At 57.2% G+C, this 23,143-nt stretch carries 15 protein-coding genes; 11 read left to right on the top strand and 4 right to left on the bottom strand.

The window, feature by feature from the left end; translation table 11 throughout:
- The first annotated feature begins 21 nt into the window (after positions 1-21).
- The 3 genes from ACID345_RS22045 (at position 22) to ACID345_RS22055 (ending at position 2,677) form a co-directional block, all read left to right on the top strand.
- Entirely contained in the window at positions 22-672 is a 651-nt protein-coding gene (locus ACID345_RS22045; RefSeq protein WP_041855982.1) for a type IV toxin-antitoxin system AbiEi family antitoxin domain-containing protein, read from the top strand.
- Positions 673-885: 213 nt separating this feature from the next.
- Positions 886-1,566: an RNA polymerase sigma factor gene (locus ACID345_RS27580; RefSeq protein ID WP_011525043.1), complete on the top strand. Its 681-nt coding sequence runs from the start codon at positions 886-888 to the stop codon at positions 1,564-1,566.
- Entirely contained in the window at positions 1,559-2,677 is a 1,119-nt protein-coding gene (locus ACID345_RS22055) for a tetratricopeptide repeat protein (RefSeq protein ID WP_011525044.1), read from the top strand. The genes ACID345_RS27580 and ACID345_RS22055 overlap by 8 nt, the downstream gene beginning before the upstream one ends.
- A 10-nt stretch (positions 2,678-2,687) precedes the next feature.
- Here ACID345_RS22055 and ACID345_RS22060 read toward each other — a convergent pair whose 3' ends face one another.
- Together ACID345_RS22060 and ACID345_RS22065 are read right to left on the bottom strand one after the other, a co-directional pair.
- Complete coding sequence (locus tag ACID345_RS22060) at positions 2,688-3,635, bottom strand: hypothetical protein (protein WP_011525045.1); 948 nt, start codon at positions 3,633-3,635, stop codon at positions 2,688-2,690.
- Positions 3,636-3,650: 15 nt separating this feature from the next.
- A complete protein-coding gene (locus tag ACID345_RS22065) occupies positions 3,651-6,563 on the bottom strand; it encodes a CHAT domain-containing protein (RefSeq protein WP_187148893.1) in 2,913 nt (970 codons plus the stop codon).
- Between the two features lie 783 nt (positions 6,564-7,346).
- Here ACID345_RS22065 and ACID345_RS22070 point away from each other — a divergent pair.
- The 4 genes from ACID345_RS22070 to ACID345_RS22085 all read left to right on the top strand — a co-directional run bounded on the left by ACID345_RS22070 (position 7,347) and on the right by ACID345_RS22085 (position 16,691).
- Positions 7,347-9,458, top strand: coding sequence for a hypothetical protein (locus tag ACID345_RS22070; RefSeq protein WP_011525047.1), 2,112 nt, complete (start codon positions 7,347-7,349; stop codon positions 9,456-9,458).
- 56 nt (positions 9,459-9,514) lie between these two features.
- Positions 9,515-10,573, top strand: coding sequence for a peptidase M12A, astacin (locus ACID345_RS22075; RefSeq protein ID WP_011525048.1), 1,059 nt, complete (start codon positions 9,515-9,517; stop codon positions 10,571-10,573).
- 439 nt (positions 10,574-11,012) lie between these two features.
- On the top strand, positions 11,013-11,759 hold the full coding sequence (locus tag ACID345_RS22080) for a hypothetical protein (protein ID WP_041855985.1): 747 nt from the start codon (positions 11,013-11,015) through the stop codon (positions 11,757-11,759).
- A gap of 45 nt (positions 11,760-11,804) precedes the next feature.
- Positions 11,805-16,691 (top strand): RHS repeat-associated core domain-containing protein, encoded by a 4,887-nt coding sequence (locus tag ACID345_RS22085; protein ID WP_011525050.1) that lies wholly within the window; start codon positions 11,805-11,807, stop codon positions 16,689-16,691.
- 713 nt (positions 16,692-17,404) lie between these two features.
- Here the strand turns inward: ACID345_RS22085 and ACID345_RS27110 are convergent.
- Positions 17,405-17,728, bottom strand: coding sequence for a hypothetical protein (locus ACID345_RS27110; RefSeq protein WP_041855987.1), 324 nt, complete (start codon positions 17,726-17,728; stop codon positions 17,405-17,407).
- A 1,533-nt stretch (positions 17,729-19,261) separates the two neighbouring features.
- Here ACID345_RS27110 and ACID345_RS27115 point away from each other — a divergent pair.
- The 4 genes from ACID345_RS27115 (at position 19,262) to ACID345_RS22110 (ending at position 20,833) form a co-directional block, all read left to right on the top strand.
- Complete coding sequence (locus ACID345_RS27115) at positions 19,262-19,516, top strand: hypothetical protein (RefSeq protein ID WP_187148894.1); 255 nt, start codon at positions 19,262-19,264, stop codon at positions 19,514-19,516.
- Positions 19,517-19,614: 98 nt separating this feature from the next.
- Positions 19,615-19,830 (top strand): hypothetical protein, encoded by a 216-nt coding sequence (locus ACID345_RS22100; RefSeq protein WP_041855988.1) that lies wholly within the window; start codon positions 19,615-19,617, stop codon positions 19,828-19,830.
- Positions 19,830-20,435, top strand: a complete 606-nt coding sequence (locus ACID345_RS22105) for a recombinase family protein (RefSeq protein WP_011525052.1) — start codon at positions 19,830-19,832, stop codon at positions 20,433-20,435. Before ACID345_RS22100 ends, ACID345_RS22105 begins: the two co-directional genes overlap by 1 nt.
- Positions 20,435-20,833: a hypothetical protein gene (locus ACID345_RS22110; protein ID WP_011525053.1), complete on the top strand. Its 399-nt coding sequence runs from the start codon at positions 20,435-20,437 to the stop codon at positions 20,831-20,833. Before ACID345_RS22105 ends, ACID345_RS22110 begins: the two co-directional genes overlap by 1 nt.
- Before the next feature lie 163 nt (positions 20,834-20,996).
- On the opposite strand, the gene ACID345_RS22115 is transcribed toward ACID345_RS22110, so the two are convergent.
- Entirely contained in the window at positions 20,997-22,877 is a 1,881-nt protein-coding gene (locus tag ACID345_RS22115) for a hypothetical protein (protein ID WP_148210218.1), read from the bottom strand.
- Between the last annotated feature and the right edge of the window lie 266 nt (positions 22,878-23,143).

The raw sequence follows: 23,143 nt of genomic DNA on the forward strand, positions 1-23,143 counted from the left end.
GGGCAACCAGTGGTGGATGGGATGGCGAGAACGAATGAAGTAGTTGAACTCACGAGAAAGCTGGGGGTTGCCAGGAGGGTGGATTTCGACATCGCTGGTATCCACCGCCAATATGTCGCGCTTGCATGGAGAGACGGCAGGATCGAACGGATCAGTCGCGGTCTGTATCGACTGGCCGGGATGCCGCGGAACCGACACTCTCGACTTATTGAGATATGCAAACGTGTGCCTCACGGAGTGATATGCCTGCAGTCAGCATTGTTCTACTACGGTTTCCTCGAAGACGAGCCACAGCAGCATTGCATCGCAATCGATCGCAAGAGTTGGCGACCGGTTATTTCGGACTGGGCAGTTCAGTTCATTCGGTTTTCCGGAGCGACATTCACTCAGGGAGTCGTAAACCTGACGCTTGACGGCGTCGCGATCCGTATCTACAGCCCAATGAAAACCATCGCTGACCTACTCAAATACCGGAATAGGCTCGGCATTGAATTAACAAACGACGCCCTCCTTGGCAGCGTTCGCACAAATCAATACAACCCTTATCGATTGCTACATTTCGCCCGCATCTGCCGGGTCGAGGCGTTGGCTCGTCTTTACATTCGCCGAGTCGGTTCGGGAAGAGAGTTCGAGGGTCGGCAAGCACGCTCGCTCTGGAGCGAGCGACTGTAGACAAGTTTCATCTGGCTTGAACGCTCACTTAACGCCGACCCACACCTACATGAAGCTCCCTAACACAAGGGCATCGAACGTCACTGCTCTGCAATCATTGCTTACGGCCATGCAAGAGGGAAAGAGTCCCTAGGCTGAGTATTCAGAACAGATGTCTGTGCCATTCCGAGGCGCATCGATTTAGGCTAGAATCCTGCTGTTCGTCCAACGAAAATGTCCTTAGAAGAGCTCTTGCAAGCTTGCAACGAGGTGGGGGATGCCGCTTCATGGGAGGAGTTCGTGCGTCAATTCCACCCCGTCATAGCAGGCGTCGTTCTTAGGACCTGCCGGCGGTGGGGCTGCAACTCACTTACCGTTGTTGATGATCTGGTGCAAGAGACATACTTAAAAATCTGCCGAGAACGCAAGATAATCCTAGGGCAGTTCAGCGCTGAACACCCGAATGCGTTTCATGGATATTTGAAGGTAATCGCAAGTAACTTGGTTCACGACTACTTTCGGGCATCACACTCCAAGAAAAGAGGCTCGGGACTAGAGGGGAACTCGGTAGAACCTGTGGGCGAAATGACAGAGAGCAAGTGTGAGTCCGGTGGTCCCCAGGCGATTCACCGAACAGTGCTGGTGGGGCAGATCGCCCGGGCGCTCGAGCAAGTGACCTCTGGCAGCGATGCCAGGCGAGATCAGATGGTCTTTTGGCTTTATTACCGCGACGGTCTAACCGCGTCCTCAATTGCTACGATACCGGGTATCGGCATGACAACTAAAGGAGTCGAAAGCCTGCTCTTCAGGCTTACCAGAGGCATTCGTGACCGACTGGTGAGCACTGCTGAGCAGAGGACGAAGGATTCCCAAGGCGCTCAACGTTATAAAGAAAGTGGGTTGGGACGTGACTGAGCTGAGACGTAATCATCCCGGTCCCGATGAACTGGCTGCCTCGGTCTTTGGCTTCGTGGACGAGAGCACTCGCGAGCACGTGGACTCGTGCCCGCAATGCAGCGAAGAATTGTCTCTCGTCCGCGAAACCCGCGCTCGCCTGCAACGGGCTGCCGGTCCGGAAGACGTTCATCCTACCCCGATGTGTCCGGACGAAGAGCGATGGTCTTTCCTGGCTGCCGGCCGGTTGTCCGCTTCTGAGGAGAAACAACTGCACGAACACGCTTCCGACTGCCTTCACTGTGGGCGATTGCTGAAACTTGCCGACGACGACCTTGCTGTGGAGCTCTCTCAAGAGGAACGGGCGACTATCGCCAGCCTCGCGAGCTCACGGCCCGCGCAACAACGCGCGCTCGGCGAACGAATGTCCGAGCTGATGGAAGCGGGTGCTGCGCGCGAACGTCGACCTTCGCCGCCCGCGCGTGCCCGCTGGCTTCGCTGGGCTCTCCCGGCGGCTACGGCTGCGCTCGCGGGGTGCGGGGCACTGTATTGGTCGCTTGAAGTTCGGCCCCTGCGCCACGCCGACAACCTCATCGCGGCTGCCTATACAAGCCAGCGTCCCTTCGATCTTCGGTTGCCCGGCGCCGCTTACGGACCCATCCGGCAACAGCGCGGCGGTGCCACCCGGCGACTGGACCAACCCGACTTGCTCCAGGCCGAGGCGGAACTTGCAATCCAGTTGGACAAGCATAAGACCGATCCGGACTGGTTACGCGCGCAGGCGCGCATCGCTCTTCTCGAGGGAGACCCCTCGCAGGCGGTAGCGCTACTCGAACCGCTCAGCCAGCATGAGGGCGTGAAGCCCGGGACGATGATGGATCTTGCGATTGCCTACATCGCGCTCGGAGATGTCTCGACCTCACCTAGACGCGAGAGTGACTATAAGAAGGGCCTCTCGCTGCTGGACCGCTCACTGACCGCAGACCCGGCTTCGGCGGTTGCGCTGTTTAATCGCGCCCTGGTGCTGGAAAGGCTGCAGCGGCAGCCTGAAGCTGCCGCCGCATGGAAAGAGTATCTGAAGGTAGATGCAGAGAGCGCGTGGGCACACGAAGCACGAGCGCACGTGGGCTGAGCGGATATTCCTACTGCTCACCGGCAATCGTTAGCGTACAGTTCTTGCAAATCAACATCGTCGGGGCCTGGCAGTCCGTCCTTTTCACGACGCTGAAAGGGAATGCCTTGCGACCACGCTGCGTACGAGATACCCGCATCATCGTCACTCGAGCCGGGCCGTTTAGGCACATCTTTGGGAAATGCAAGTTGCGCTCACGATCCGACAGCTTGCTCATGCTGTCGAACGCATTCATCGAATCGCAGTGCGCGTCGTCTTCATCCCAGTTCGGCAGGGGTATGACATCTAAATGGACTTCCAGTCGGTCTGGATCGGAAGTATCAAACTCGAAACCAGCACCAACTGCCTGCCCGGGATGTGCCGGATCGGGACCCGACAACACCGGTTGGGTGGTTAACCCTTCATAGCGAAGAGTCACCCCAGTGGCATACCGTCGAAGGGTGTTCGGCACGCAATTCTTGCCGGCCGGGCTAATGCACGACGGTTCAGATGCACGCTCGATTAGATATATGGATTTGGGAATCGGCAATTTCACCATAACGCTCGCGCCGTTTGCGTTCGGCGCGCATGCGAAGCCCGCCCCGCCGCGCCTGGCCAGTACGATCGTGTCCTGCTGACCTTTTTGCTTGATAATTGAATCATCTATTCCGGTAGTCGCCGTGGGAGATTTAAAGGCCATCTCGTAAACGAGTGGGGCTTTGACGTTTGGATAAGCAACCACGGTTTCTTCATCTGGGACGCCCAGCGCAATCTCGGAACGAAGGCTCTTGAACGCGGGTACGAAGTGGGTGTCATCGAGGGCAGGAATCGAAACGAGCAGGAAGTGCTGGTCCGCATTCTCGCAGATGAAGAACGGGCCCTCTACGACGACATCCAATTTGGTTTGCGAGAGCGCAGTCACGCTGCTGAGTGCTATCAAGGCAGCGAGCCCAAGGACACTGGCGAGAATCTTTCGCATGATTTTTCCTCTCAATCAGTTATTTCCAAACGCATCGAAAGAGGCCCAGTAATACGGGTGTTGCGTGGCCCTTCTGGTCTCCGCTTCGGCCCCCGCCAGCGCCTCTGAGACCGTGGCGCCGCGGAGCAGGTTCTTGTAGAAAGCGTCCATCATTCTTGAAGTGACCTGCGAGTCCACGTCCCATCCGCTTGCCACCACATGCCGGACGCCGCGCCCTAGAAGTGCGCGCACCAGGCTGTCGGCCTCGTCGGAGCTTCGCTCGGTGCCGCCTTGCGTCGAGCACGCGGCAAGCACCGCAAGCCGGACGCTGCCCAGCTTGCTGTTGCCGAGGGACTGGCTCGTCAGCAGCGACGGTTGGCTTGAGCCGCTTTCCGAGCTGAGCAGCAATGCTGTGCGCTCTCCGTCCGAAACTGCATGGCCTACGAAGTAAACTGATTCCGCCTGCGGCATCTTCTTCATGACCGCGGAAAGAGTCGCCTGTCGCTCGACCAGCACTTCGGCGCGCGGGAAGAGGTAAGACACCGATCGCGCCTCCGCCACCACATCGTCGAGCGGCTGGACGCCGTCCATGCTTGACCCGGAGTTGGCGACCAACAGCATCTTCGTCTCGCGCGTGACGACTGCGCCCGACGCTGATTCTCGTTCGACGTCGCGAGCGCCCGACACATAGCGAATTGCGTGTTCATCTGAGAAATACTTGCCTGCGGGAGCGATCAGCGCCTGGAATGGAATTCCCGCCAGCGAATCGTCGTTCTCGATCAAAACGTTTTTCGCCTTGCGAAGCTGGCTTTCGACCGGCGCAATCAGTTGCGAGTACAGCGATCTTCCTTGGAGGCTCACTTGCTCCATCGAAGAAGACGGACGGGCGCACAACTCCCGGAACAAGCGCCCCTGCATCACCACGTCCGAGGCGTCCGCGGGTATCACCGAGGTCTCGATGCCTTGTTCCGTGATCGCCCAGGCCACGATGCGGTCCGGCAGACGGGTGAACAACAGCAACGCATCATCCCTCAAGTTCGGTCGCACCTGGGCGTCCCGAGCTTCTTCCGCCGCAAGTGCCGAGGCGAGCGAGTTCTCCATGACCGATGCATCCAGCTTCGTGCCGCGGCTGCCATTCGCGAGCGGGAGCACCGCTGGATCGGAGTTCCGGCAGAGCTCCCAAATCGCGAGAGCCTTCTGCGTGTTCCCGGTCTTCAGTTCGAGATCAATCCACAACAGATACGGTTCGGTCCAGGAATGGCGCCAGGCGAGCCGGTCCGCGTCGGAAGACAGGCTTCTCCGCGCGTGTTCTGCCAGGGCGACCGCGCTTCGATAAGCGCTCTTGGCTTCCTCTACTTTGCCTTCAAAGGCCAGGGTCTTGCCGCGCGTGGTGTAGTAGCTGCCGAGGGTGTACACGTTCTCGACCTGCGAAATCTCCGCCGGCGCCGGAAAGATCTGCGCCGTGGCGGAGCCGGTAAGCGCTTGCAGGTAAGCACTCTGCGTCGCGATGTCCATGCGGAAGTTGCTGGTTTCGGAGGATGGCGGCACATCCGCAATAAGAGACTCTGCCGCACGAAGATGCTCGAGCGACACTGCCGGGCTCTTCGCGAGCAAACTGGCCTTTGCTAGCGCGAGATGTTCTTCGGCCCGTGCGAAGGGCTTCTGGTTTCCTTCCACCAGCGAGAGCGCCTGCTCGCCATACGCGACATCGGAGAACCAGGAGTTTCGAACCTCCACTCCGAATTCCACGGTGGTATAGAGGTTGTACCCATAAGTGAGGTCCTGCGAGCCCGCCCAGAACTCGCGAATCCCGTCGGAAGAAGCGTGCCAGCCTCCGGCCAGGTCTCCGCGAGCGAAGCGATCGGCGGCAAGAAAGTTGAGCGCGCGCAGAGAGATGCCCGCATAGGATGCGGCTTGCGAGATCTGGCGGGCGCGCCTGAGAAATTCGGAGGCTCCGAAGTTTCCCGTTTCCAGTTCGCAGTTGTAGCGCTCAAGCGCCGTCTGCGCGCTCAACCAGGGGTAGGAAACTTCGCGCAGGGCGGATTGCAACTGGCTCGCTTGCCGCGAGCAGACGGTTCCCATGTCGGCAAACTCGCTCGCATACAGCTCTTCAAACGCAGCGCGCAATTCACCCGCGCGATTTCCCATCTTCGCGAAACTTCGCCTGGCGTCTTGCGCCGCCGCGCGGCCTAGGCTGTAGTTCTGTTGCGTCCAGTCTGCCTGGGCAGCGGTCGAGAGCGACGCCACCGCATCTGCCAGCGAATCGGATCCGGGCTGCCAAAGAAGGTCACGCAACCAACGGTCGCCGTGGCCGCGTTCGAGCACGATCGCCAGCGCCTTGAGCGCGCGCCTCGCTGATTCGTCCGCGTCGCCTTTTCGCGGAAACGCTGCCGGAAGCCAACTCCGCGTCGCCTCCGAAACGTACTCTTCCACGCGCGGCTCCACCTCTTTCCAAGTCGTGGGGTCCTCCGGCTGCACCCGGTCGGCAAACTCTCTCGCGCTCAGAAGCGGTCCTCCATTCTTTTCCAGCCGCGTCTTCTGCAACGCCGCGAGCTGTTGAAAGTTAGAACGCGCTTCCTCGGCCCATCCCTTTTCCTTTTCCAATTCGGATACGCGTCTCCAGTCCTCCATGCTTTGGCCGTACATGCCAAGCCGCTTCGCGATCACCGCGCGGTTGAACAGGAGCAATGTATCTCCCGAACGCGCCTGCACCGCCCGGCTCTCTAGCTCATAAGCGTCTACTAGCGACTCCCAGTCCCCTTGCGCTTCTCCGCGTTCATAGTATGCAGTGGCCAGATCGTTCAGGATCTCCGGCGATTCCGGTTCATGCGCGAGAGCCAGGTGGAAGTCGCCCAAAGCTTCGTCAAAGCTCCACTCCAATAGGTTGGCGCGGCCGCGATCACGCAACTCCAGCGTCCCAACCGGATTCGCTTGGTAGAGCCGCGCCACCTCCGCTTCCGCTCGAAGCAGGTCCGCGGAACGCGCCTCTGCACGGATCCGCCCGCTTGCGCGCTCGCGAAGCAGAGACCACGCCGCCCCTCGCAGCCGCAGTTCGAGAGTCCTTGGGTCGCTGTATGCTTTTTCCAGTAGGTTGTCGGCTCGGGCACTGCCCCGAAGGCGCGACTCGAAACTTCGCCCTGCGATCGCCAGCAAACACGCTGCGATCATCGCAAGCCATGCCCCTCGCCCGATCCGCCTCTTCATCGCAACGTCGCCCCGCAACCAGAGATGTCAAAATGAAATGCGCAGGATTCTAGATGCCAGTCCCTACAGAGGCTAGTGAAAATCCGATTTAACAGAAATTTAGTCCGGTGTTGAAAAGGGTTTGCGTTTTTGCAGAACCTTCACAACGGGCAAGCCTACCTGCTCATCTCCGATGGTTCTTTTACCGGCGTTCTCGATCTCAACCGGGCGGCTCCGGACCGCGACCATGCTCAACGGGTCCTACCCTCACGCGGACCCCGCGGCGTTCGTCGGAATTCTCACGACCCACCTGATCAATGGCCACGATCGCATCGCTCTGCACCTTGGTTGAGAGCGGTGTGGTGCCCGGTGTGAGTCGAAAGCTCGCCCCGCTATACGAGCGAAGCAGATTGTGAAAAGGGATTTGCCCCAGTACTCCGTTTCACTCATCACAAGGGATTTCCTCCGGCCTGAATTCTACGTTCTGACCGAGACGCTACCGCGTCTGTGGCATTCCCTTGCAACTCTGATTTCATAACCGAGGACTGTATGTCACTCTCGCATCGTTTCTTGGCATCCCTACTCGCCCTCTGCATCGGGGTGGGCCAACCGATTTCAGCACAGGCGCAACCCGCGCCCGCGAAGCATAAGGGACCCGCACCCCCGCCACAAGCCGATGCGCTCGCGGCCGAAGCACAAAAATTGAAAGACTTGCTGAAGGACCCGGACGCCCAAGCGCCGGCAGTTCAGTCCGCGCTCAAGGAGAAGTGGATCAAGACGGAATGCCAGGCCAAGAAGCTCAAGGTTGGAGCTTTGGCGGATGCGAAGCTCGCAGAGAGCGTGGAGAGTGCGTGTAAAGATCGCTGGAAAAACGCTTCGGTGACGGAGATTCTCCAGAGTTCTTCAGCGGACGACGTGCTCGCCCAGGAAAGGGCAGCGATCTTCCCCGCGGATCTCGATATCCCGAAGAATTGCGATGAAAACTCCATTGCGTTCGAAGCGAAAATCGCGCACACCCCTCCAAGCGGCGCACCTGATCCCGACGCTTCCCAAAAAGAGGCCGAAAAGATCAAACACATGTACCTCTTGAACACCGGCGGCTCAGGCGGAGAGATCTACACGAAAGATCCGGTCTATATCGCTTACGTAAACATCCACCGATACCAGATATCGCTCACCGGAGTGACCACTCCGATCGCAGCGTCGGAGATTGATTGGTCGCAGATCTTTGGAGGCAAAGCTGCTCAGCCCGCGACTGGAAAGACAGCAGCTCCTAAGATATCGTTCAATGGAGTAGTCGAGGCACCTGAAACGCCGCGCCCTCCCTCTAAGTCTCCTGACAAAGACTTTCAAGCCCTAAATGACTGCTACAGCCAGTTGAGGCCGAAGGTCAATAGCTTCAAGGCTACGCTGCGAGCCGAGGAGAACCTGCTCAACGGCACCGGCCTTCAGGTCTATGCAACTCTCCAGAACACTCAGCCCTTCGCCTCCACTGCCGATGAGGTGCGCAAGAACGCCGACCCCAAACAGGTGTTTCCCGAGAAGGAATTCCCGGCCTTCCCGCTCCAGGATCTCAGTGCCGTCCAGGATCTCCTCAACCAGCTCGTCTCTGACTACAACGAAATCGAAGATTGGGCAGCCAAGCAGCCGTCTAGTGTTCAACACCAGTACCAGTCAAACAGCAATGGTGCGGCCGCGCTCTCTAAGCAGTTGGAGCAGTGGATTTCCAGCGCAACCGCCCCGGCTGCAGCAGATTCCGCGGGCGACAAAGCCGGCAACAAGAAACCTCAGGCAGTCGCCATCAGCCAAACTGTCGCCACACTTCCCCGCAGCATTTCCGATCCGAAGACCGAAGCTTTTGATTACGAAGTCCTGCGTCTCTGGCTTCTCTACTGGCGCACCCGGTTCGAGCAGGTCCACATCGCAGACGACAGTCAGTTCGTAGTCTCTTACAAACCTGCTTGCGGCGGCTTCTTTGGAGCGGGAACATCCACCCAGATGCAGCTCACCACGCAGGATGCGCTGAATCCGCCCGCCGCGGGAACCACGCCGACCGCCATCAACATTGATAAGGTCGTCTGCCAACCAACCATCGCCATGAGCAGCGGCCTCGGCCTGTCGTTCTTAGGGAGCCAAACCCCAGCTTTTGTCGCGGGCATCAAGCGCGATGCGAGCGGGGCGCCTGTCCTCGATGCGAGCGGTAACCCAACAATCGTTCAGACGCTCGGTTACTCCAATCAATCGAGTGTCGAAGCCGGATATGCACTGCAGGCCAATGCATATCCGTTGAACTTCCACAACTGGGATTTCGAACTCGGCTGGGCAGTAGGCGCAATGCTGACGGCCTCGTCTGGCGGAGCCACTACTGACATCATCACAGGACCGTCGTTCGCGTTCCGCCGTCGCACGATTTTCGTGACTCCAGCTTACGATCTCGGACTCCGGACTCAGTACGTAGGCGGATTCAAGGTGGGAGATCCCAAAGGCGACCTGACTTCTCCTCCCACACAGCAGGTGTGGAAATCGGGATGGGCCGTCACGATTACGTTCCCGTTCAATACCGGCACCAAAGAAGTGAACTCTTCCGCAGGCGGCAATGCCCAACCTACAACACCTGGCAAGAAGAACGGTACTAAATCCCAAACACCAGCAGGTGATTAGACACAGCCGAAGAGCATTTCAGAAACCCAAAATATTCCGATGTTTGGAGGATGACGATGTTTACCCGATCACTCTGCGGCTTGATGTTAGTAGTCGTGGTTGCATCCACGTTGTTTGCCCAAGAAATCGCCGGCCGGCTTCCCACTGTCGAGTCACTGCCGGACCGCGTGCAGGCACGCATTGAGGTCAGAACGAGAGCGGCTGGAAATGCGCACAACGCCGGTCGCTTTGGCATGCAGTACTTCATGTTCATTACAAAACGTTGGCCGAATGCAGCGAGCACGCCGATTACCGTGGCGTTCCTTGGCGGCGATCGTCAACTGCGGCAGCGCATCCAAGACACCGTTACGGAATGGAGTCAGGCTGGCACGCTGAGGTTTGATTTCATCGATCCGGCGTCCCACACCTTCCGCGAGTGGTCGCGCTCTGACACCAGTTTTAAAGCAAACATTCGGGTAGCATTCGACGGCTCTGAAGAAGCGGGCTACTGGTCTATGATCGGCGTCGACAGCTCCGACCCAACGATCATCAAGCCGGGTGAGGCATCACTGATGTTGCAAGGATTTACGACACTGCTGCCGCAGGACTGGCAGGCGACGGTCCGTCACGAATTTGGCCACGCGCTCGGGCTTCTCCATGAACACCAAATCCCAGTGGGCGGGTGCGATCAAGATTTTCGATGGGAGGACGATACCGGCTACGTGCCCACTCAGGACTCCTACGGACAGTACATTACCGATGCCCAAGGTCGGCGACCCGGCATCTACACCTTACTCGCAGGCGCACCGAACTTTTGGCAAAAGGACAAGGTCAATAGCAACATGAGGCAGCTCGCAACTGACTCCCACAATAAGGACTTCGGGGCTTTCGATGCAAAGTCAATCATGAAGTATTACTTCGACCCGTCGTTCTTTCGCGACGGAACAGCTGCCCATTGTTACAGCGACGAAAATTTGACGATCTCAGACGAGGACAAGCAGGGCATAGCGAAATGGTATCCACCATTCGGCTCTCAGGAACTGAGCAATCTACTCAAATTGCAACAGGACACTATGCGACAACTTGCGCCTGTGCACAACATGCAGCAGGTTCAGACGCTTCAGTCAATCAAGTAGGACCTTCGCGTCACCGATAGCGGCGAGAGCCGGGTGAAACCGGGTGCCTCGCACGCCTGACACCTCAAATGCCTCCGGCAATTCGCCGAAGGCATTTTTTTGTGAAGCTGGCCCGCAGACATCGGCTCTGTCGGTCGCGACCGGGAGGTCGGCTCCTCATGACTAGTTTGAATGCACGGCGACGTCCAATTTCGCTAGGGCAGGGAAATACTTGAGAGTCGAGGTCGCCGTTGATCGTGACTGTTATCTCGGAGAGGATCGTAAGGACCGTCGTGTATACCCCGAGTTTGCGAATCCGTCTCCGCAACGGCAAGGGCAGGAGATGTACTAAATCTAGCTTGACACCTGTACATCTGGTCTTGATAATTCCGCGCACTCTCGTTCTTCACAGTCTTGCAGAGTAAGACAAAGGAAAACTATGAACCTTCCGCGAGTCTGTATGACAGTCCTCCTATTAACTTCTGGGTCACTGTTGTTTTCGCAGTCCACTTCGAGTTCGTCGCTCACCACGGGCGCGGTACTGTCGAACGCATGGAATGCGTTCTCAGGCGGGAAACCAGTCCACTCGATTCAGATCAGTGGTAATGCCTCCTCGCAATTGGGTCCAGATTCTCAAAGTGGCTCAATTTCGGCCACCGCTGCCACGGACTCCACGATCTCACTTCAGCGAACGACCGGCACCGGGGTAGCCACCGAGATCAAGGCGAGCACGAACGGCGTGTTTCAGTGCGCATGGACATCCGCTGACGGGATCCAGCACGCCATCCCGCAGCACAATTGCTGGCAACCGGTCCCGTGGTTTGCGCCCTTCCTAGCTACTGAGTACGGTCTCACGCCAACAAATCTGGGCGTTACATACATTGGGCACGAGACGCTCGGTTCGCAAGGCGTAGAGCACCTTCAGTTTCAGACTGTTGTTGGAAATGCGCAAACACCGGCAAACTTCACAACGTTGGTTCAGGCGGCCAGCACTGCTGATCTGTACCTCGACAGCAGTACTTTTCTTCCGGTCGTGCTCCGCTATCCAACCCATCCTGATCAGGATGCGAATACCATCATTTCCATCGAGGTACGATACTCGGCTTACTCTCAGCTTTCAGGCCTAACTATCCCGACGCACATCGAGAGAGCCGTCAACGGCAATGTGCAGGACGTTGTCGACATCAATAGCGCACTTTCCAACTGAAACAAAGTTTCGCGCACAAAGCCTTGAAGTTCGGAGAACCCTGATATGCAATTTGCTCGCTCGTTGACGATGCTCTTCGTGTTCTTGCTGATGGCGGTTCTCGTCGCTTCCGCGCAACCCGCCACTGGAACGCCTCCGTTCGGTTCATTCACCGGCGGCCCCGACACGATCAATCTCGGCAATCTCAACGTGCAGTGGCAAATCCCGATATTCTCCAAGGCTGGGAGGGGCCAGAATTTCGCTTACGCACTCACTTACAATTCGTCCGTTTGGATGCCGGTGACGACGGGAAGTACAAAGAACTGGCAACCGGTCTCGGCTCAGTGGGGGTGGCAAGGTTTGACGCCCGCAGGAGCGGCACAAGTGTCGTACACCATGAGCTATTTTCAGGGGATGTGTTGGACAGGGGGCAGCGGTGGCCAATCGGTCCCGTATTACGAGTGGCAATTTTCGAACTTCGTGTATCAGGACGAATACGGGGCCAAGCATCCTTTCACCAATGGCACCGTGTACATCCAATCACCTGGAGGCACCTCATGCCCTCCGAATGGACCTCAGCCCAGTACGGCGCAACCCAATCCCACTAGCGACGGTTCGGGGTACACGTTTTACGGCCTTGCGGGACAAGGCTCAATCAGCGGAGGCTACCTTAAGGACCGCGGTGGCAGAACAATCAACGCGGCGGTGGTTTCCAATCCCGGGGGGCAACAGGGATCGTTTTCTGCAACTGACACCAACGGCAATGTGATTTCTGTTTCAAACGGGATAACCACAGACACTCTCGGCACGCAGGCGCTTGCGGTCATTGGAGGCCCTCCGTCTGGCGTCAATCTTTCGTACACGGCCCCGTCCGGCGCCACTGCTACATACGTTGTTTCTTACGCGTCTTACACGGTGAAGACGAACTTCGGGTGTACTACTGGCGGGGACATCGGGGAATATGGGCCGCAGTCAGCGTCGCTGGTCGATAAGGTTACGCTTCCAGATGGCACATTTTACAAGTTCACCTATGAAACGACACCTGCAAATTCGCCGGATGTAACTGGCCGAGTCGCGTCTGTCACCCTCCCGACCGGGGGAACGATCTCCTATCAGTACTCAGGCGGCTCCAATGGCATCAATTGTGCGGACGGGTCGGGTGTAACACTCGTGCGCACCACCCCTGATACCGGTACTTCCAGTTGGAAATATGATCGAAATCTGGCTGCAAACCCAGTCACCACTACCGTCACGGCTCCCAAAGTCGGCGCCAATCCGCAGGATCAAACCGTCATCCAATTCCAAGGTATCTACGAAGTGAAGCGTCAGGTGTACCAGGGAACTGCAACCGGCACGCCGCTGGCTACCACCATGCGATGCTACAACGGCAGTTACGGCAGCACTTGCCCCACTACCGCCATAACACTTCCAATCAGTAAACTCGACGGATATCTTCAACAGCCAAGCGGGGCGGTTTCCGTCATGGAAGCAACTTACAACGTAAATGGCCTGCCGATCGAAGAGGACGACTACGATTACGGTCAGGTCACATCGCTTGGCGCCGACCCCTCCACCAAAACCCCGGTTCGCAAGACGATTACGAGCTACGCTTCTCTCGGCAATGGTATTGTCGATCGGCCGTCTAGCATGGTGGTTGAGGATGCCAGTAGTAATCCCATGGCGACAACCACTTTCGGTTATGACCAAACCAGCGTGACGACAACAACTGGTACACCACAGCACAACTTGGTGAGCGGCGCTCGCGGCAATCTGACAACGGTCACTTACACCCCCGCAACTGGGAAGACATTGTCGAAGACGTTCACGTATTACGACACGGGAAACGTCAAACAGGCGACCGATATCAATGGTGCGGTGACGACTTATACCTACGGTACGAGTTCCTGCGGAAACAGCTTCCCGACCAGCGTCACGCTCCCATTGAGCCTCCAGACGACTGCCGTCTGGAACTGCACGGGCGCTGTCGCGACCACGCAAACAGATCTCAACGCGAAACCGATCACCATCGCCTACACGGACCCGCACTTCTGGCGGCCGAGCAGCACCACCGACCAGGCGAGCAACGTCACCAACTATGCTTACTCGCTCATCCCCAATCAGTTCGAACAGTACATGACGTTCAATTCCGGCAACTCCGTTAGCGAGAGTTTGACCACCTTCGACTCGCTCGGCCGCTCGCAGATCGCCCAGCGCCGCCAGTCCCCCACGTCCACCAGCTACGATTCCGCGCAGACCTTCTTCGATCCGTTGGGTCGAGCGTCGCAAAACTCCGTGCCCTACGTGGGTACCGACGGCCAGGCCTACACCGGCAGTGCAAAGACCGCGACCACCTTCGACGGAATGGGCCGGCCATTGAACGTCGCCGATGCCGCCGCAAACACGGTGGCATCTTATACCTACAGTTCCACCAGCACAGGTTCCGACGTTCTCCAGACGATCACCGCCCCAGCGGGCGAAAACTCGAAGAAGAAGCAACTCGAGTATGACGGCGTTGGCCGTCTTTCCTGGGTCTGCGAGCTTACCTCGGCAACGGGAAGCGGCATCTGCGGGCAATCGTCCGGGCCGACGGGTTACTGGACCAGATACGGATACGACATTCTTGGGCACCTTACGTCGGTGACCCAGAACGCACAGGCTGTTTCCGGGAGCCAGCAGTCGCGCTCTTTCACCTACGACATGCTCGGCCGCATGACGCAGGAGATTAATCCCGAGACCGGGACAACGCACTACTATTTCGACGCTCTGACCAGCGACGCCGATTGCGGCACCGTGAGCTATCCCGGTGATCTCGTGAAGAAAAAGGACGCTGTCGGCAACGCCACTTGCTTCGCATACGACCAGTTGCATCGGGTGACCGCCATGACGTACACCGGTTCGTACGCCGCGAATACACCGGCGAAACACTTCGTGTACGACGCCGCAACGGTAAACAGCGTTTCGATGGCGTACCCCAAGGGTCAGTTGGCCGAAGCCTACACCTGCACCACATGTACGCCTACTCCCACCAAACTCACGGACATCGGCATCGGCCACTCAATTCGAGGAGAAGCGATCGACCTCTACGAATCCATGCCGCATTCGAGCGGATACTATCACGTGGCAACCAGCTACTGGCCCAATGGCGCACTTCACACTTTGAGTGGCATTCCCGGAGTCTCGACAGTTACCTACGCGCCCGACGGCGAAGGTCGTTGGAAGACGATCACTGATACCACAAGAACGCTCGTTTCGAATACCTCGTACGATATCTGGGGCGGCACTTCGGGCGTCACCCTCGGCTCCGCCGACGGCGACGCTTATGTCTACGATCCAAACACTGGCCGCATGACCAGCTTCACCCTAAGCGTCAACGGCGCCAGCAGCAGCGGTTCACTCACCTGGAACTCCAACGGCTCATTGAAAACGCTTCAAATCACCGACGCCTTGAACGCGGCCGACACCCAGACCTGCAATTACGTTTACGACGACCTGCAGCGCCTCTCCAGCGGCAAGTGCGGTACCAGTACTTGGGGACAGACCTTCGGCTACGACCCGTTCGGAAATATCATCAAGAACCTCGTGACCGGCTATAACGGAAGCGCCTTCTTGCCAACTTATACCGCCAACACCAACCGTTATAGCGCGATCCCCGGCGTGTCAGCTCCGTATTACGACGCCAACGGAAATCTCACGAAGGACGAAGCCCACACATACGCGTGGGATGTGGATGGACATCCGGTAACGATGGACGCAGTCGGTGTCACCTACGATGCGTTCGGACGCACCGCTGAGACCAACAGCGGTGGCACGTACAAGCAATTCCTTTACGGCCCCGCTGGAGACAAACTCGCGATCACCGGCGCGACGCTGACGAAGGCGTACGTTCCACTGTCTGGTAGCGATATTGCGGTCTATACAGCGAGTGGGCTCGCGTTCTACAGACACGCCGATTGGCTTGGAAGCTCACGCGTTACCTCCACGTCTTCTTCCGCGCTGAATGGTTCGACCGCATATGCGCCGTTTGGCGAGGCTTACGCCCAGACCGGAAGCACGGACCTTTCTTTCACTACTCAGAACCAAGACACCGATTCGGGACTTTACGATTTTCCAGCGAGGCGGTATGACCCGACCCAGGGAAGATGGGTCGCGCCGGATCCGGCAGGCGTCGGCGCAGTGAATCCTACAGATCCGAAAAGCTGGAATCGATACGCCTACGTCGAGAACGATCCGCTCGGAAACGTTGATCCAACAGGTTTGATGGGCGACAACGTTGTATGCATACTTGATGGAGTAGAGGATGTCGGATGCTTTTGGACCAGTCTGTTCTTAGGTATGGGTGCCGCCTCTGTCTGTCCTCGGAACGATTGCAGCATTTTATCTACCCCCACAAAAGGACCCAATGGTGGCGAATATAGCCTCGCGAACGCAGCAAACGGGTTCATTTGGATTAACGACGCAAACGGGGAGGAACTTTCTCAAGAAGCGGCAGAGGAGATTGGTTTAATGGCGGGCGGACAACAATGGTCGCAAATCCAGGGTTTCAACTTCATCGTTGGAGGTTGGATAAAAGGTGCCGCCATGCGACTGGATATGAATGCCGGGTGCGCTCGATTTTACGGTGGGAGAGGCCTATCAACCCTTCTAAAAACCCAGTATGTGGCTTATCCAGCTCCTTCCAACTACGCAGCATTTACTAGTCCAGGTTCCCTATTTGTCGGAGTGAATCCGCTCAGCTCTATCTATCTCGCCCTTCCCGGTCAGAAGTTTTTCGATGCGCTTACACCTGGAGGGCTGTCCGCCTATGAAGCCGGGATCTCCGTCATTCTTCACGAACTTAGCCATCAATTAGCGAATACAACGGGCGCTGCTTACGATGCGGGAACAGATGCAGGCGCAGCAGGGCGAAACGACTGGAATACAATACGGGTTCTGCAAAACTGCCCTGCGGAGTGATTTTATGAGTGTCAAGATGACAAGGCTTCGATATCTAGTTCTGCTTCTCACCGAGATTTTTGGGGTAGCTATTGCCCAAGGGCAAACGAGATCTCAAAAGATCCACGTAACATCCAAGGTGGAAAAAACTGAGTATTGCGTACCAGGTACGATCGAATCTCCATCTGTAACGATCAGTGTTACCGCTCGCATACGAAATCTGAGTTCTCAACAGGTGCGAGTTGTCGGTCTGACCCACTCCGCGATTAGAATTGCACAGACCAAGCTGGATCTAGACCGAGGTGTCCTAGAGGAAGGGAGCTTGATAGGTGACACTCTAGGCTTAGACCGAACGGTGACGACGGGGAAGCCGCTCGCATCGATAATGCCGGCGCAGCAGTCCCCAGCCCTGCTCGAAGACGTCGTCGTCCCACTCCAATTCGATGGTTCGCGTGGACTCAAACCTGGAATGCACTACATCCGATTGGACTTTGTGCTTGACCTGCTATTTGAGTCATCGCGCGAAGAGAAACGTATGCAAATTCCTTCGAACGTCATGACGATCCATATCGATGAATCAAAAACTCAGGGTCATTGTCGGTAAGCCTTTTCGCCCGAACGGCTGAAAAACACCGACGAAACGGATTTTCGATTACTTATGCTGCTTGACCTGCGCCCCGAATTCTCGTGGAAATTCGAGACAGATGAAATAATCACCAATTATTCAGCGGAGATCAAGGACATTGACTCGCGCCCTGGAAGGGTTCTTCGGAAAATTCGAGGAGAGACGAAATTTTTCCCAATTGCCCCTCCACTATGCTACCCGCATGCACATCCCGCCCTTCCCTTTGGCAGTCACTGACTGGTCTTCGATCGCACCCACCGAACATACTGGCGAAACCGGCGTCGCCTGGTGGCGCACCCAGAATTTCGGCGACATCCGCTTTCGCCTTGTCGAATACTCGCCCGGCTAAAAGGCCGACCACTGGTGCAGCAAAGGACACATCCTGTTCTGTCTCGAAGGCCATCTCGACACCGAACTCACCGACGGCTGCCACTTCACCCTCGCCCCGGCATCAGGAGTCGTATACTCACTCACCCAGTCCTCAGGTTTGTTAGGAACGGCCGGCGGATCGCCGGCTGATAAGGAATCCCGAGCACCGAGCAACAGCGACCTAGCGACCATCGGTTCCTAGAAGATCCCGCAAGTCGACCGTGATGGATAAGAGCGCCATAGCACATACTCCTCTTTTGCCAAAGGCCTTTACTGATGAGTAACGATTTGGGTAGGAGCGGTGGGCGCGGGGCGAGTGGCTGGGAGGGGTAAAAGATCCGCTTAACCGATGCGGACCTATACTATTGGATCATCCCCACCCCGGCGGGGGCGGAGTTGTCGCCCAAGTTGCCATTCCCTCGTGGAAGGAGCTCAAAAAAGGCCTGCTACCCCCCTTTTTCGTCGACCCCACTTTTGGGGCCCGTGCGATGTCTTTGGAAGCAACATTTATCTCTTATTTTTTAGCCTACTCGGGCTGCCAAGCCCGAGCCAGGTTCGAGGGCACCCAGCCCCGCGGCGGGCGAGAAGAGGGTTGATCTGCGATATCGAAATGCTTGGCCGCATGCCGCCGAACTGGAAAGAGCTGCTGCTGCAAGGCTTCTCGACGCGTAAAGTCGTCGCCGCGTGGCGGGCGCGAAACCGCCCAAGAACTGCCTGACGAGATCGGTTTCGAGAAGCTCTCCGCAGTCGGCGGGGAGCTTTCTTTTGCTGGGAAGAACACGGCGTTCAGGAGAGGCCGGGGGCAGCGAAGACGGGAGCAGGCATACCCGCCTTACAAATATTTACAGGGCAAAACGTCTTCTTAACCGAGGAATTGCTATGTACCCAAAATCTCCGGATAGTTGTCGCCCAAGTTGCCATTCCCCCGTGGCGAAGGGTCGAAAAAGCCTCGCTACCCCCCTTTTTCCTCGACCCCAATTTCGAGGCCGGCTCAGGCAGTTTTTTCCTGAGGTTCAAACGGATTTGCACACCAGTATCTGTAAAACGGTCACTCTGACGCCTAATGGGAGCCCAGGTTGAGGGGCGTCCAGCCCCGGCGGCGGGCGAGAGAAAGAGATACTGATCCCACCTACCTGCTTCAACCTAAATAAAGCCGACTCACCACCGAGGTGAGGGAGCTTTATTACTCACAGCACAACCCCCGGCTCCCAACACCCCACACTCTCCGTGGAACGCCGACGACCAACCAGGAGACGCTCGGCTCGATACCGAACCCTGGGCACGAAGCCCACGCTGTTGGTAACCGTGGACGACCAACCCAGAAGACTCCGGCTCCGAGCCTCGCCCCGAACAACAACTCTTCCGAGCCCACGCTCCTGGTCAAACCTCGACGACAACCCGGAGGCGTTCGGCTCGAGCTTCGGCCCCGCACGAGGATTTTTACTCGCAGCGAACTACGAACGCTGCTCCCGAGGTCCCACGGTCTTGGTTAACTGCGGACGACAACTCGGAGACGTTCGGCTTCGATCCTCGCCCCCGCGCGAGGATTTTTACTTTCCGCAGCGAACTACTAGGTCGGAAGCGAAAAAAGGGTCTCTTGCATGGAAGTTGGGCGACAGCGAGCGACGAAGGTGGCCTGCATTTCCTGGACGGCATCGTCGATCGACACACCGGATCCTTCGTTGAGGATCTCGACGCCGAAGATCTTCATCGTGGTGGCGGAACCCTGTTCGTTCGTACCGCAGAGGGTGATGTCGAAGGGCAGGATCTGGTCGGAGTACCAGGGCTTGGCCTGCTCCTTGAAGCCGGAGACGAGGGTGTTCTGGATACCGGAGTGGGAAGCCTTTGGTAGATATCGCTCCTGGTTCTAATCTCATTCTTGACATACCGCCGACATATCGGCATATACTTACGGCCCGGCGATTATCCCGGCCGAACCAGGAGAGCTCTATGAAACAGAATAGATGTCGCCGCCATCTCCGTCCTCGCCCGTCCCGTTCACAGATCAACCAGCAGGTGGGGCGTGTATGCTCTGCCATCCAGGCCCTGCAGCTTGAGGCCTTGATCGAACTCCAGAAGCCGGCGCCGAGCCTGCCACGCCTCCAGTTCCTGAACCGCATGATCGACCTGGCCAAGGACGAGGTTGTCAGCCTGGAGAAGTTCTAATGAAACGCGCCGCGATTTACTTGCGGGTGTCCACGCTCGACCAACACCCCGAAACCCAACTCTACGACCTTGAAGAACTGGCGCGACAGCGCCAGTTCGAGATCGTCGCAACCTATGAAGACCGGATCAGCGGCGCGAAGGCGCGCCGCCCGGGGCTCGATCAGATGATGAAGGACGCCCGTCGCCACCACTTCGATGTGGTGGTCGTGTGGGCATGTGACCGCCTGGCGCGATCGGTGAAGCACTTCTTAGAAACGTTAGATGAGTTGACTCATCTCAACATCGAGTTCGTAAGCTTCCGCGAACAGCTCGACACCGCCGGCGCGTTGGGCCGCGCCGTCGTGACCATCATCAGTGTTGTCGCCGAACTGGAACGCTCTCTCATCATCGAGCGGGTGCGTGCCGGCATGCGCCGCGCAAAGTTAGAGGGCACCCACATCGGCCGCAAACCGCTCGATATCGATCGCCAAGCGGTGCTGCGGCACCGTGCTCACGGTCAGTCGCTGACCCAGATCGCCAAGACCTTCAGCATCGGAAGAGCGACTGTCTCCCGCATCATTAAAGAAGAACGCCAGGCCCTTCCTCTGGCTGTTGGCGAAGCGTAATGGTGAACGTCTCCGATACGCTGCGCGACTATCGTCGCTGCCTGCGGAAACGCCGCTATCAGACGCGGGAAGCGGCCGAGCAGAAGGCACGCAAAGCGAGCACACGAACCGGTGAGGTGATCCACTCCTACCACTGCGGTCTATGCGGACTGTGGCATATCGGAAAGCAACGTCCCCCGAAGGGGCAAACGATCGAAGTTCCGGGTGGCCGGTTGTGCTGGTTGTGCGGCGATCCGATCCCCCGTGAGCGTCTGGAGAAATCGTCTCATGCACATCCGACGTTTACCTGCTCGCCTCGCTGCAGCAAGCTCAGAAAAAGGTTCCTCGCCAAGCAGCGTCGCATGAAGAAGGCACGGGAAGACCTTGGCCCAAAAGGGTCTTCCGGAACCTCGTCCTAACTTAAACAAAACAGGGCGCCGGAAACGGCGCCCTTCACTAGCCCACAAGGAGTGGGTTTCGGGCACTAATCAGAGAGTCCCAGCGGCAGGAATGCTGTATTCTCGAATCTCCAGGGCGTATGTTCGTGACTGGTGATGATCGCCCGGAGCAGTTTAGCGTGACTTAAGACAAGGCGCGCCAAATGGAAGCCGGGAGCGATGGCAGTTGACGCCAGGTCTCGTCCGAGAACTCTGGCTGCGGAAGCTTTCGCGACAATCGTGCGACGGCTAACTCCAGCGCGATGCTCTCCTGATTGTCTCTACGAAGCAAGAAGTCATTCAGTAATCGCCGCCGATGTTCTTCCTCGGATCCATCAAGCCGTTCGAGCTCCTCCGGAAACGCACAACGAAGAATACCAAGGCGAAGGATGTCGTCATTGAATCGCTGACCAAAATAGTTGTCATGGTGCAGCAATGACATATGGGGATAGTTTACTTCCAATCGCCGAGTTTCATCGCTAGCAATTCGCATTTGTTGCAGCGCTGCTGCTATAGAGCCGAGAACGTCAGCCTCCGTTGGAGGGGGCTCATCCGCTGGAATAAACAATGAGTTAGGCGAGAGCGCAAGGGGCACTGCGTTGTCGGCTCGCCACAGGGCTTGGTCTGTTAGGCCGGTCCCGATTCGGGCTCGTTCCAGGGTCATGATTCTCTTGCTCACGAAAGCCGCTGAGTCCCCCGTAAGACGGTTCTGCGAAATTAGTTGAGATAAGTTATGAGTTTCGATGCACCAAGGACAAGTAACATGGTTCCAGTCGGGCAGGATCACCTTTTCAACACATAACACGCGATGTTGTGGACCTGTGGTCCGATAGGACAATTGCTGCGTTCTCCGGTTCCAACTTTTGTCGCTGCTCGGTCTCGCGACGGCAACCAGATAAACGAGCCGTCCTGGGTACTTCAACTCACGCAGGCTCTGTTGAAATCTTCCCAAGCGTTGCCCGGTGATGGAAACGTCGTCGACCACGAGTACAAGGTCGTCAGCTGAAGCTTTCGCAATTTCCTGTGGTACTTCCCCGGCGATAGCACGCATATCAGGATGAACGAATACAGGCACGGTCGTCCCTTTGGTTGTGCGGAAGAAATCTGCAATCCTCTGCGCCAGCAGTACACCAGCTTCGTGAGGGGGAGTGATGATGGTAACGGGTGGCCGATCAAGCGAAGCCGCCTGGCTTTGCAATTTGCTGCTAAAGCCTTCGTGCCGGAGCATCCTAGTCACGTCGATGTATATGCCGTGATGCCGATGCTCCTGATTCGACAGGTCAACAGCATTACGATGGATCGAAATGGCGCCACAACTTCGATAGTCAGAAAAAAAACGCGCAGAGTGGTTGCAAGCAACCTTATCGATATAGAGCGCAGTCTCTTTGACGTCGAGCGGGAAATAAGTGCTTCTATCGATTTCGATGATGGCCCGCGAGCCAACCTCACCTCGGTCGATGGACGCGAAGGTCGTACCGCTAACCCCGGAAGACAGGTCGCAGAGGTGAGCAACATCGGGAAGCGTCGAAAGGCGGTACAGAGCTAAGAAGAAAAACCCTTCAGACTTGTACTGCATTTCCGATATTAGATTCTCCAAGCGGCGTAAGGACGTTCCCGTCGAGACGGCGCTTAGGACCATAAGGACATCGCGCTTTCCGGCTTCAGTAACGCTAAGCAGCGCATCTCTGATGTTCGGCATGACTCCAAGAAGGTCATCAGGGTAGGCGGATAGCATCTCAACCCGGCATCCAAGTAGATCTCGTCGTTCCTTCTCCGGGGCCATGTGCCACCAGTACCGCTCTAAAAGTCTTGCCGCATTCAAGGCGATTGATGAGATTGACCATGTGTCTGTCAGGAGCGCGTTACGCCCTTTGAGGAATGGGAGCATCCAGAAGAAAAAGGCGTCGAGCACCTGCCGGCTACGTTGGATGCTCCCGACCCGAAGAAACATATTCACGAAGCGCTGCGAAGGGGCCCGATAAACAAAGTTCATCCTGGCACGGAACAGAGCTGTCGATTCCTTCATGTATGTGTACAGCTCTTTGTCCCTAAGCCAATCGATGCATCTTACTCGAGCGGCTGACGTGTCAAGCCGGTCGGTACTCGATCTGTTTAGATTTGGAGTAAGCTGAGGAGCGAAATCGTGACTATATAGAACATGAACGGAAGCATGAGGTGCTCGCTGACAGAGGGCGGTTACATTGCTATCCATCGCCCGCTCTGAAGGCACTGGTTCGTCGACTCGCAAGCGGACAATTAAGATATCCGTCTGCTCCAGAAGTCGCAGGTGCG

This window comes from Candidatus Koribacter versatilis Ellin345, assembly GCF_000014005.1.
Classification (GTDB): Bacteria; Acidobacteriota; Terriglobia; order Terriglobales; family Acidobacteriaceae; genus Korobacter; species Korobacter versatilis_A.